Origin of the sequence: Lysobacter enzymogenes, from assembly GCF_900106525.1 — a bacterium.
In the GTDB taxonomy this organism is placed as follows: Bacteria; Pseudomonadota; Gammaproteobacteria; order Xanthomonadales; family Xanthomonadaceae; genus Lysobacter; species Lysobacter enzymogenes.
On record NZ_FNOG01000005.1, the window covers coordinates 549941 to 561777 of the forward strand.

The 11837-nt window shown below is 69.4% G+C and carries 8 protein-coding genes; 2 read left to right on the top strand and 6 right to left on the bottom strand.

Annotated features, from left to right (window positions below; genetic code table 11):
• Positions 1-31 precede the first annotated feature (31 nt).
• From BLU84_RS15225 to BLU84_RS15235, 3 genes are all read right to left on the bottom strand, one after another.
• On the bottom strand, positions 32-1570 hold the full coding sequence (locus BLU84_RS15225; protein WP_074868819.1) for a DUF5691 domain-containing protein: 1539 nt from the start codon (positions 1568-1570) through the stop codon (positions 32-34).
• Positions 1567-2907: an SWIM zinc finger family protein gene (locus BLU84_RS15230; RefSeq protein WP_074868822.1), complete on the bottom strand. Its 1341-nt coding sequence runs from the start codon at positions 2905-2907 to the stop codon at positions 1567-1569. The genes BLU84_RS15225 and BLU84_RS15230 overlap by 4 nt, the downstream gene beginning before the upstream one ends.
• A 150-nt stretch (positions 2908-3057) precedes the next feature.
• Positions 3058-3534 (bottom strand): Cif family virulence factor, encoded by a 477-nt coding sequence (locus BLU84_RS15235; RefSeq protein ID WP_139175024.1) that lies wholly within the window; start codon positions 3532-3534, stop codon positions 3058-3060.
• A gap of 304 nt (positions 3535-3838) precedes the next feature.
• On the opposite strand from BLU84_RS15235, the gene BLU84_RS15240 reads away from it, so the two are divergent.
• Together BLU84_RS15240 and BLU84_RS15245 are read left to right on the top strand one after the other, a co-directional pair.
• Positions 3839-5518, top strand: a complete 1680-nt coding sequence (locus tag BLU84_RS15240) for a long-chain fatty acid--CoA ligase (RefSeq protein ID WP_074868826.1) — start codon at positions 3839-3841, stop codon at positions 5516-5518.
• Positions 5519-5718: 200 nt separating this feature from the next.
• A complete protein-coding gene (locus tag BLU84_RS15245) occupies positions 5719-6582 on the top strand; it encodes a crotonase/enoyl-CoA hydratase family protein (protein ID WP_074868830.1) in 864 nt (287 codons plus the stop codon).
• Positions 6583-6607: 25 nt separating this feature from the next.
• On the opposite strand, the gene BLU84_RS15250 is transcribed toward BLU84_RS15245, so the two are convergent.
• The 3 genes from BLU84_RS15250 to lysS all read right to left on the bottom strand — a co-directional run bounded on the left by BLU84_RS15250 (position 6608) and on the right by lysS (position 11804).
• Positions 6608-8803, bottom strand: coding sequence for an ATP-binding protein (locus tag BLU84_RS15250; protein WP_074868834.1), 2196 nt, complete (start codon positions 8801-8803; stop codon positions 6608-6610).
• Between the two features lie 7 nt (positions 8804-8810).
• Complete coding sequence (rpfG, locus tag BLU84_RS15255; RefSeq protein ID WP_074868838.1) at positions 8811-9869, bottom strand: cyclic di-GMP phosphodiesterase response regulator RpfG; 1059 nt, start codon at positions 9867-9869, stop codon at positions 8811-8813.
• 417 nt (positions 9870-10286) lie between these two features.
• Positions 10287-11804, bottom strand: coding sequence for a lysine--tRNA ligase (gene lysS / locus BLU84_RS15260; RefSeq protein WP_074868842.1), 1518 nt, complete (start codon positions 11802-11804; stop codon positions 10287-10289).
• Positions 11805-11837 lie beyond the last annotated feature (33 nt).

Below are 11837 nucleotides of genomic sequence, written 5' to 3' on the forward strand. Positions count from 1 at the left end.
ATGTAAACAGGTGTGATTCGAAAGAAGCGGCTCAGGCGTGCAGCAGGCCGCGCACGTGCGCGGTGCGCTCCAGGCCGGCCAGGCAATCGGCCAGGGCCGAGGTGTCGTCGGGCCCGCGCGGCGGCGCGCGCCAGCCGCGCAGCGCCTGCGGGTGCAGCACTTCCAGCAGCGATTGCGCGTTCTGGCGCAGGCTCCAGTCCTGGCGCAGGGCCTCGCCGGCCTGCTCCAGGCCGGCGCCGACCAAGCGCGAATACTCCAGCGGCAACCACTGGCCCGGCGCGCAGGAGCCGACCACTTCGTCGAAGCGGCCGCTGCGGCACAGCAGTTCGAAGCTGCTCGGCCAATGGCGCACGCGCTGCGCCGGCGGCAGCAGGCCCAGCAAGCCGGCGTGATGGCCGTGGAAGGCGCGGCCGGGCGCGTCGAGCATGGCCGCGGCCCAGTCGCCGTCGTCGCGGTGGATGCGCTCGAGCCAGCCGCGATGCAGCGCTTCCTTCCAGTCGCTCTTGGCCGCCCAGGCCAGCAGCGCGGCCGCGTCCATGCCGGTGTGTTCGCACCACCAGCGCAGCGGCACCTGCCGCACCAGTTGATACAGCCACCACGCGCGTTCGCCGAGCGCATCGTTCTGCGGCCGGGCGACGTCGATGGCGGCGGATGCCCACTCGGGGTCGGCGGCCTGCGGCGCGTCGACCACCCAGCGCTTGACCAGCAAGGCGCGCTCCTGGCTCACCCGCGGCGCCAGCCACGCGCGCAGGCGCTGCGCGTGCGCCGACTGCGGCAGGCGCGCCAGCAGCGCGGCGGCGAAGCGGCGCACCTCGCGGCCGCGGTCCTTGAGCAGGCCGGCCAGCAGCGGTTCGTCGTCGAGGCTCAAGCCGGCGTCCAGTTCGGCGACGAACGCGGCGCGCTCTTTCGCCGGCAGTTCGCCGAGTTGCGCCTGCAACAGCGCGCGCGCCCGCGCCGGATCGGCCGCGCGCAACTGCGCGAACAGCGCCTGGCGTTGCTCGAAGCTGCCTTCCTGCCAGACCTGTTCGGCCTGCGCGAACGGATCGGCCGATTCCTCCACGGCCGCGCCGCCGCGATCGGCGTAGCGCCAGTCGGGATTGAGCCGGGCCAGCCACAGGCCGCGCTCGCCCAGCACCGGCAGCAGCGCCGTGCGCAGGCGCGCGCGTTGCCGACCGGCGTCCAGCGCCGACGCCAACGCGCCGGCCGGCAGCGCGCGGCCGAGTTCGGCCAGACGCTGGCAGGCTTCGTGGTGCAAGCGCTCGCTGTCGCTGCGGAAAATCGTGCGCAGCGCCGCCGCCAACGGTTCGCCTTCGCCGAGCATGCGCGCGTCCTCGGGCGCGGCCGGCGGCGGCTCGTCAGCGGCCGGCGCCAGCTCCACCGCGGCCAGACGGCAGGCGGCCATCGCCGCGGCGCCGCGGGCGTAGCGCGCCAGCGCGTCGTCGTCGCCGGCTTCGTCCAGCAACGCGGCGACCGGCGCCGGAAACGCCGGCGAGCGCGCTGCGTCGACGCCGACCAGGGCCGGCTTGATCCACTCGGCGGCGGCGCCGCTGTCCGTGCCCGCGCCGCTCATGCCGCCAGACTCCAGTTCTGCGCGGTGTCTTCGCCGCACCAAGCGCTCAGCGGCCGCAGACTGCGCCCGTCCCATTCGCCCATCACCTGCAAGGCCTGCCCGCCGCTGTGCGCGAGCAGGTTCCAGCCGGCCGCCTCGCCCAGCGCCAGCGGCAGGCGCCCGGCCGCGGTGTGCAGCCACCAGCGTTCGCGCTCGCGCACCGGCACCGCGTCGGCCAGGCTCAGCGGCCACCACGGCAACCACGGATTGGCGGCGAAGGCCAGCGAGGCGCGTTCGATCGCTTCCACCGCCGGCTGCGACCAGCGCGGCGCCGGCTGCGCCGCGCCCTGCTCCAGCGCCAGCGCGCGCAGCGGCGCGCTGCCGGGGAAGAAGCGCAGGTTCGCCTCGACGCTGCGCCCGTCCAGCCACTGCTGTTCCCAGCCGCGGCCGCCGTAGGCGTAGTCGTGCAGCAGCGCGTCGCGGCCGCTGGCCTGTCCGCGCAGCCATACCCGGCGCTCGAACAGGCGGTCGTCGCGTTCGTCGATGCGCTGGCCCTGGACGATCCAGCGATCGCTCACGCTCTCGCCGAGCGTGGCCAGATCGTCCTTGTCGTAGACCCAGCCCAGCGCGGTACGCACGTCGGCCAGGCGCGACGGCGACAGCGTCTCGCGCCGGGCCACCGCTTCGCGCAGCAGCCAGATCAGGCCGAAGCGCTCCAGCACCGCCGGCGCGCCGGCCACGCCGCTCGCCATCGCATCGGCCGCGGCCAGGACCTGCGTCGACAGCGCCGGCGCCTGCGCGTCGACCATGCGCGCGGCCATCGCCGTCCACTCGGCGCGCTGCTGCGGGCCGAACGAGGCCAGGCCGCGACGCAATTGGTCGCCGATCCAGCGCTGCAGTTCGGCCGTGCCCTGGTCGATGCGCTTCCAGCGTGCGGCCTCGCGCTTGGCCGCGCCGGCCGCGGCGGCGTCGGGGTCGGCCGCCTGCGCGGCGGCGGCTTTGACCGCGGCCTGTTCCTTCTTTTCGGCGCGGTCGCGGCGCGAGTTCAGCCACTCCTCCACCCACGCCGGCCGCGGCGCCGCGGCGATGCCGCCGCGCGCGTGCATCAGCAGCAGCGCCAGCGCGTGCTTGCACGGAAATTTACGGCTGGGGCAGGAACAGCGGGTGACCAGCGCGGCCAGATCGACCTGCGCCTGGTAAGGCTTGGCGCCGCTGCCTTTGCATTCGCCCCACAGGGCCTCGGCGTCGCCGCCGAGCGCGACCCAGTGGCGGTCGGAGGCCAGGCCGGTCGCGGCCTTGGCCGAAGCGCCATCGGGCGCCAGCGCGAGCGCCTGTTCGGCGGTCAGTGCAGAATCCATTGCGAACCGGTCCCCGCCGGCGTCGTCCTTGCGTTGCTCGTAAGCATAGCGTAACGACCTAGGAGATAGCGGTCAGGAGTTAGGAGATAGCTAGAGCAGGCGGCGAATCGCTGTTGCTATCTCCTAACTACTGACCACTACCTCCTAGCTTCAAAGCCGTGGCTTCCACTCCGCCGAAATCATCCGCCACTCGCCGTCGCGTTCGCGCCAGCCGGTGCGCACCTCGTAGAGTTGCGCCGCGTCCGGCAGCGCCGCGCCCGAGCCGCCGCCGAGCGCGGCTTCGAACACGACCGTCGCGCGCTCGCCCTGCACCTCATAGCGCACCGCGGCGATCTGCAGCCACACATCGCGGTAGCGCAGGAAGCTCGCCGCCGCCAGCCGCCGCGCACCGTCGCGGTCCAGGTTTTCCGGGCCGACGAAGTCGTCGGCCAGCCGCGCCTGCACCGCCTTGGCGTCGCGCGCCTGGATCGCGGTCTGCAACTCGTCCATCGAAGCGCGCAGGCGCTGCTCCGGCGTGCCGCCGCCGCACGCGGCCAACAGCAACAGCGCCGCCGCCCAGCACGCGAACGCCGGCAGCCGGGCCGCGACCGCAGCGGCCGGGCGCCGCATTCGCACAAGCGCGGGCATGTCGCCGGCCTGCCCCGTCCATCCGCCGAACATCGCTGCAAACATCGTCGCTTCCCCTCGGATTCATGCTCGGATTTCGCCCCGGGTTTGGGCTCGAAACCGGCGCCGGGCAAGATTCGCACGACCGTTCGCCCCGGCCCGCGCGCACTCGATCCTGACAGGTCGGCCGCACCCGCGGCAACGTCGCCGGGCACCGCCTTGCCACCCGCTAGAGCCTATGCTCCAATCGAGAAAACACACCGTACGCCGGCGCACTTGCGCGGCTAGCGGACAGAATCGACGAGCGATTAAAGAGGGGATCGCGATGAGTTTGAACCGTCCGTGGCTTGCCCACTATCCGCAAGGCGTGCCCGCACAGATCGACGTGGAGGAATTTCCTTCCGTGGTTTCGGTGCTGGAAAACGCGATCGAGAAATTCCGCGATCGCCCCGCCTTCCGCAACTTCGGCAAGACACTGACCTACGGCGACATCGACCGGCTCAGCGCCCAGTTCGCCGCTTATCTGCTCGGCGAACTCAAGCTCAAGAAGGGCGATCGCGTCGCGATCATGATGCCCAACTGCCTGCAGTATCCGATCGCGACCTTCGGCGTGCTGCGCGCCGGCCTGACCGTGGTCAACACCAATCCGATGTACACCCCGCGCGAACTCAAGCACCAGCTCGAGGATTCCGGCGCGAAGGTGGTGTTCGTGCTCGACAACTTCGGCAAGACCGTGCAGGAGGTCGTCGCCGGCACCCAGGTGCAGCAGGTCGTCACCACCGGCCTGGGCGACATGGTCGGCGGGCTCAAGGGCCCGATCATGAACTTCGCGCTGAAGTACGTGAAGAAGATGGTGCCCGACTACGACATCCCGGGCGCAGTGCGCTTCCGCGATGCGCTCACCCTGGGGCAGATGCACCAACTGCCGCAGATCGACATCGCGCCGGGCGACATCGCGTTCCTGCAATACACCGGCGGCACCACCGGCGTGGCCAAGGGCGCGATGCTCACCCACCGCAACCTGGTCGCCAACATGCAGCAGGCCGCGGCGTGGATCGGCACCAACGCGCGCATGGGCGAAGAAATCATCATCACCGCGCTGCCGCTGTACCACATCTTCGCGCTTACCGCGAACGGTTTGGTGTTCATGAAGTTCGGCGGCCTCAACCACATGATCACCAACCCGCGCGACATGCCGGCGTTCGTGAAGGAACTGCAGAACAACCGCTTCACCGCGATCACCGGCGTCAACACGCTGTTCAACGGCCTGCTCAACACGCCCGGCTTCGACAAGGTCGATTTCTCCCACCTGCACCTCACCCTCGGCGGCGGCATGGCGGTGCAGCGCTCGGTCGCCGAGCGTTGGAAGCAGGTCACCGGCGTGACCTTGGTGGAAGCCTATGGCCTCACCGAAACCTCGCCGGCGGCGTGCATCAATCCGATGGACCTGGCCGAGTACAACGGCTCGATCGGCTTTCCGATCTCCTCCACCGACGCCTGCGTCAAGGACGAGGAAGGCAAGATCCTGCCGATGGGCGAAGTCGGCGAACTGTGCATCATGGGCCCGCAGGTGATGAAGGGCTATTGGCAGAAGCCCGAGGAAACCGCCAAGGTCATCGACGACGACGGTTGGCTGCACACCGGCGACATGGCCAAGATGGACGAACAAGGCTTCTTCTATATCGTCGATCGCAAGAAGGACATGATCCTGGTGTCGGGTTTCAACGTGTACCCGAACGAAATCGAAGACGTGATCGCGCTGATGCCCGGCGTGCTGGAAGTGGCCGCGGTCGGCGTTCCGGACGAAAAATCCGGCGAGGCGGTGAAGGTGGTGATCGTCAAGAAGGATCCGGCGCTGACCGCCGAGGACGTCAAGGCCCACGCCCGCGCCAACCTCACCGGCTACAAGCATCCCAAGCTGGTCGAATTCCGCAAGGAACTGCCCAAGACCAACGTGGGCAAGATCCTGCGCCGCGAGCTGCGCGACCCGCCGCCGGCGGGGTGAAGACGCGTGAGCATGCGTAGGGCCGTGGGCGGGTAAAATACCCGCCGCGACGCACCCGATCCCGTGCAAGCCCCTCTCCGGAGGGGCTTTTATTTTTGCTGCGGGAACGGGGTGTAGCATCGATGCGTGGGCTCCCAAAATCGCCGCTCGCGGCCCACCGCATCCAGCCTTGCGGGCGGCCATCGCCGAGGACCGCATCCATGAGCTCTATCGAAAAACTGCACCGCGTACGCGCCTACCCCACCCTGCGCCTGGAATCCTCCGCGGACGGCCTGGCGCATTGGCTGTACATGCACGAGGACATCGGCCTCGGCGTGCGGCCGTGCTTCCGCACCGAATTGATGGAAGACATGTGGGCGTTCCTGTCCTCGATCAGCTTGCCCGAAGAACAGCGCGAGAGCGGGCGGCTGCGCCATGTCGTGCTGGCCTCGTCGGCGCCGGCGTTCAACCTGGGCGGCGACCTGGAGCTGTTCTCGCAGTTGATCCGCAACCAGGATCGCGACCGGCTGCTGGCTTACGCGCGCCGCTGCGTCGACGGCGTGCACCACATCCACGACGGATTGGGCGGCGACGTGCACACCATCGCGCTGATCCAGGGCGACGCGCTCGGCGGCGGGCTGGAGCTGGCGCTGTCGTGCCACACCATCGTGGCCGAGGAAGGCGTCGACATGGGGCTGCCGGAAGTGGTGTTCGATCTGTTCCCGGGCATGGGCGCGTACTCGTTCCTGTGCAAGCGGGTCAGCCCGCGCGTGGCCGAGCGGCTCATCATGGAAGGGGCCTTGCTGAGCAGCGAGGAAATGCACCAACTCGGCGTGGTCGACGTGCTGGTGCCGCGCGGCCAGGGCGAAGCGGCGGTGGCCGACCTGATCCGTCGCCAGCAGCGCTCGCCGCACTCGCAGCTGGCGATGAACAAGATGCGCCAGATCGCCCAGCCGACCAGCTACCAGGAACTGATGGCGATCACCGAGCTGTGGGTGGACACCGCGCTGGCGCTGCCCGACAAGGCGCTGCGGACGATGGACCGGATCGTGCGGGCGCAGGAGCGTCGTACCGTGGCCGCGTAACCGCCATGCCCCCCTCGACGGCGTTTCAGGGGGAGCGCTCGTCGCCTTCGCGCGCGTGGCATTGCCGCTCGCGTGCATCGAGCGCTTCCCTGCCCTGGGCCAGCCGCTCGTTCAACGCACCCTGCCGGGTCCGCCACTCGGCGGCGACCTGCCAGTCCGGCAGCTGCATCAGCTCGCCGGCCACGGTCGCCAATTTGACCAACCCCAGGTTGCTCGCCACGCCCTTGAGTGCGTGGGCGTGCTCGCGCACGCGTTCCCATTGGCCGCGCTCGCCCGCGTCGGCCAAGGCGACGATGCAGCCGCTGGCGTCGCGCAAACATTGGGCGATGAATTCGCGCTCGAAGCCCTCGCCCATGCCGAGGCTGCCGAGCTCGTCGAGCACCGAAGGATCGAACGCGCTGTCCGCGCCCGCGCTTCCCGCCGCCGGATCCGGCCGCTGCAGCACCACAGGAACCGTGGCGATGCGCGCATTGGCGGCGATGTCCGCCAAGATGTCGAGCAAGCGCACGGTCGACACCGGTTTGGCCAGGAACGCGCGCGCACCGGCCTGCTGGCAGGCCTGAATCGAATCGGGCGTGACATCGGCGCTGAGCACCACCACCGGCGTGCGCCGGCCGGCCCCGGCTTCCATCACCCGCAGCTCCCTCAGCAAGTCCAGGCCGCTGATGTCGGGCATGTGCAGGTCGGCGATCACCGCGTCGTAATCGCTCACCGCCAGCGCGTTGAGCACTTCCTCGCCGCCTTCCACGCAGACCGCGCGATGGCCGGCTTTCTGCAACAGCCGCTGCAACACCATGCGGTTGGCGGAGTGGTCGTCGGCGACCAGCACCTGCAGGCTGCGCACCCGCGCGCGATGGCGCAGGAACGGGTCGGAAAAGGCGATGACGTTTTCCGGATCGTTGCGCGGCGTGGCCTCGACCGCGTCGGCCTCGGCCAACGCCGGTTCCGGCAGCACGGCGACGCGCTGGAACGGCAGCTCCACCCAGAATCGGCTGCCGCGCTGCTCGGTGCTTTCGAACCCGATGCTGCCGCCCATCGCCTCGGTCAGGCCCTTGGCGATGGTGGTGCCCAGGCCGGTGCCGCCGTAACGGCGCGCCAGGCTCACGTCGGCCTGCTCGAAGGCTTCGAACAGGCGCTGGCGCATCGCCATCGGAATGCCGATGCCGGTGTCGGTCACAGTGAAGCGCAGCCGCACCCCGCCGTCGGCCTGCCCGGCCACGCCCAGTTCCAGGCGCACGCTGCCGTGGTCGGTGAACTTGACCGCGTTGCCGGTGAGGTTGAGCAAGACCTGGCGCAGATGGCCGACATCGCCGCGCAGCAACGCCGGCACGTCGGCGGACACGCTGGATTCGTAGCGCAACTGCTTGGCCCGGGCCTGCGGCTGCAGGATCAGGCCGATGCCGTCGATCAGTTCGCGCGGAGAGAACTCGGCCAGATTCAGCTTGAGCTTGCCGGCTTCGATCGCGGAGATGTCGAGCACGTCCTCCACCAGCGCCAGCAGGCTGCGGGTGGAGGCCTGGATGGTGTTGACGCATTCGCGCTGCTCGGCATCCAGGCGCGTGGTCGCCAGCAGTTCGGACATGCCGGCCAGGCCGTTGAGCGGGGTGCGGAACTCGTGGCTCATGTTGGCCAGGAACCGGCTCTTGGCCTCGTTGGCGCGCTTGGCTTCGTCGGTGGCGCGGGTGAGCGCGCGCAGCAGGCCGGTCAGATACAGCGGAATCGCCGCCAGCCCCAGCGCCAGGCCGATGCCCAGCACCGGGTTGGCGCGCCAGTAGTCGTTGAACACGATCACCGAGCCGAAGCTGACCAAGGCCATCGCGACCGCGCCGAACAGATAGCCGGTGCCGAAACGCAGGCCGTTGCCGATGGTCACCCACATCAGGATCACATAGACCCAGGCCAGCGGCTCGCCGATGTGGATCATCGCTGCGGCCATCAGGCCGTAGTCCGAGCACATGCCAATGATCCGGCGCAGGTGCGAGCGGCCCGGCGCCAGCAGGATCCAGCCGATCAACGCCAACCCGACCGAGAAGCCGGTGACCACCATCAGCAGCACGTTGTTGTACTGATAGACCGGCATGCTGCTGCCGCTGCCGCTGCCGCGCGCGAGCATGTAGGCCAGCACCACGAACAGCACGGCGATGCGGACGAAGGCCTGGCCGTGCTCGCTGTCGCCGCGTTGCGACAACCTCGACCGGAACCAGTTCAGCAGGCGGATCATGGGGGATTTACTCCAGGCCGGGCCTGTTCGGTATCGTGGAATACCGGGTGCACAACTCGTCCAGGCGGGTGCGGCTGCGGATCAGCGCGTCCACGCAGCGCGGGTCGAACAGACGGCCGCGCTGGGCGTACAGATAGCCCAGGGCCGCGTCCACGTCCCACGCCTTCTTGTACGGCCGCGGCGAGATCAGCGCGTCGAACACGTCGGCTACCGCCACGATACGCGCTTCCAGCGGGATTTCCTCGCCGACCAGCCCGTCGGGATAGCCCGAGCCGTCGTAGCGCTCGTGATGGCGCAGGGCGATCAGGGCGCCGGCCTGAATGAAGCGGTTCTGGCTGCCGCTGAGCAGTTCGTAGCCGATCTTGGGGTGGCGGCGCATGATCGCGGTCTCCTCCTCGGTCAGCGGGCCGGGCTTCATCAGCACCGCGTCGGGGATGGCGATCTTGCCGATATCGTGCAGCGGCGCGGCCATCTCGATGACCCGGATCTCGTCCTCGAACATGCCCAGCTGCTCGGCGATCAGGCCGGCGATGTGGGCCATGCGCTCCAGGTAGGCGCTGGTGCCGGCGTCGCGGAACTCGATCGCCCGGGCCAGCCGCGACAGCGTTTCGCGCTCGCGTTCCTCGACCTCGTGCATGCTCGACAGCAGCCGCTGCTCCAGCGACAGCGCGCGCTGCTTGACGTTCTCGGACTGCTGGCGCAGCGCCAGCAGGTTGCGGCAACGCGCGCGCAGCTCGCGCGGGCGCACCGGCTTGACCAGGAAATCGATCACCCCGGCCTCCAACGCGGCCTGGCGGACCGGTTCGTCGCCGACCACGGTCACCAGGATGATCGGAATGTCGCGGTGCATCGGCAGGCGGCGGAAACGGCGGGCGAACTCCAGGCCGTCGATGCCGGGCATGCGGTAATCGAGCAGCAGCAAGTCAGGCTGATGGCTCTCGCACCAAGCCAGCGCCGCCTCGGGCTCGCCGAAATCGTGCACCTGCAACTCGGACGCAATGTCCTCGATGATGTGGCGCAACATCGTCCTTGCGGACGCTTGGTCATCGACGATAACGACGTTCACTCAAGCGGTATCCGTAGAGAGGCCGCCCCCTGCGGCTGCCGACCTGCGAGCATACTCTGCTGCGTCGCGCCGGGGCAGCCGCCGAAAGTCCCGGCACGCCCGAGGCGGCCGGCATTCACGTAAAGCGCGCGCGCAATGCGCGGCGTTCATCACGTTTTGTACGTAACCTGCATGAACCAACGGCCAGCGCACGCTGGCCGTTGCCGATGATGCACGACGTTGTGGCCGGCCGCTCTGGGCCGTGCGGGCTCAGTGTACGAGAGCCTGTAGTGTGCGACCGGTCGGTCGCAGGGCCTGCGATAAGCGCGGGCCTCCCGCGCCGGGCGCGCCGCGGCGGCGGTATCGCCCACGGCGCGTTGCGGCGGCCGCCGCAGGTGCGGCCGCCCTGCCCGGCTGTCCGGGCTCAACTATCCGAACTCAGCCGCCGGCTTCCGGACGCATGTACGGGAACAGCAGCACGTCGCGGATCGAGGACGAGCCGGTCAGCAGCATCACCAGCCGGTCGATGCCGATGCCCAGGCCGCCGGTCGGCGGCAGGCCGACTTCGAGCGCGCGGATGTAGTCGGCGTCGAAGTGCATCGCCTCGTCGTCGCCGCCGTCCTTCTGCGCCACCTGGGCCTGGAAGCGCGCGGCCTGGTCCTCGGGGTCGTTGAGCTCGGAGAAGCCGTTGGCCAGTTCCTTGCCGCCGACGAACAGCTCGAAGCGGTCGGTCAGTTCCGGATCCAGGTCGTTGGCGCGCGCCAGCGGGCTCACCTCGACCGGGTGGTCGGTGATGAAGGTCGGCTGGATCAGGGTGTGCTCGACGGTCTTCTCGAAGATCTCCAGCAACAGCTTGCCCCAGCCGTAGGACGGCTTGACCGCGACCTTCAGGCGCGCGGCGTGGGCGCGCATGGCGGCCAGGTCGCGCAGTTCCTCGCGCTTGATCTCCGGGTTGTGCTCCAGCACCGCGTCGGTCATCGACCAGCGGCGGAACGCCGGGCCCAGATCGATGAGGTTGCCGTCCCACTCGACCTGGGTGACGCCCAGCACCTGCTGCGCGGCGTCGCGGATCACCGCCTCGGTCAGATCCATGATCTCGGTGTAGGTGGCGTAGGCCTCGTACAGCTCGAGCATGGTGAATTCGGGGTTGTGCCGGGTCGACACGCCCTCGTTGCGGAAGTTGCGGTTGATCTCGTAGACCCGCTCCAGGCCGCCGACGGTCAGGCGCTTGAGGTAGAGCTCCGGCGCCACGCGCAGGTACAGCTGCAGGTCGAGCGCGTTGTGGTGGGTCGTGAACGGCTTGGCCGCGGCGCCGCCGGGGATGTAATGCATCATCGGCGTTTCCACTTCCAGGAAACGGCGCGCGTCGAGCCAGGCGCGGATGGCGCGGATGATCTTGGAGCGCTTGACGAACACCTCGCGCGAATCGGGCGAGACGATCAGGTCGACGTAGCGCTGGCGGTAGCGTTGTTCGACGTCGGCTAAGCCGTGGAACTTGTCCGGCAACGGACGCAGCGCCTTGGTCAGCAGGCGCAGCGATTCGGCCTTGACCGACAGCTCGCCGGTCTTGGTCCGGGTCAGCGGGCCTTCGGCGGCGACGATGTCGCCCGCATCCCAGCCCTTGAACTTGTCGTAGGTCTCGCCGAGCACGTTGGCCTGCAGGAACAGCTGGATGCGGCCGGATTCGTCCTGGATCTGGACGAAGCTGGCCTTGCCCATCCCGCGCTTGAGCAGGATGCGGCCGGCGATGGCGACGCGATGGCCCTGCGCGTCGAGCGCTTCCTGGGTCCAATGCTCGGCATCGGCGTACTGCGCCTGCAGATCGCCGGCGTAATCGGCGCGGCGGAAGTCGTTCGGGAACGCGATCCCCTCCCCGCGCAGCGCCGTGAGTTTCGCCCGGCGCTCGGCGATCAGGTGGTTCTCGTCGATGGGCGGCAACTGGGTTTCGTCGGTCATGGTCTTGGCGATGGGGGTGGGATTGCGTGAGGG

Excerpts from the sequence above, each read along its gene's own strand:
- BLU84_RS15225 (WP_074868819.1), bottom strand. The coding sequence starts at position 1,570 with ATGAGCGGCGCGGGCACGGACAGCGGCGCCGCCGCCGAGTGGATCAAG.
- BLU84_RS15230 (WP_074868822.1), bottom strand. The coding sequence starts at position 2,907 with ATGGATTCTGCACTGACCGCCGAACAGGCGCTCGCGCTGGCGCCCGAT.
- BLU84_RS15235 (WP_139175024.1), bottom strand. The coding sequence starts at position 3,534 with ATGCCCGCGCTTGTGCGAATGCGGCGCCCGGCCGCTGCGGTCGCGGCC.
- BLU84_RS15240 (WP_074868826.1), top strand. The coding sequence starts at position 3,839 with ATGAGTTTGAACCGTCCGTGGCTTGCCCACTATCCGCAAGGCGTGCCC.
- BLU84_RS15245 (WP_074868830.1), top strand. The coding sequence starts at position 5,719 with ATGAGCTCTATCGAAAAACTGCACCGCGTACGCGCCTACCCCACCCTG.
- BLU84_RS15250 (WP_074868834.1), bottom strand. The coding sequence starts at position 8,803 with ATGATCCGCCTGCTGAACTGGTTCCGGTCGAGGTTGTCGCAACGCGGC.
- lysS (WP_074868842.1), bottom strand. The coding sequence starts at position 11,804 with ATGACCGACGAAACCCAGTTGCCGCCCATCGACGAGAACCACCTGATC.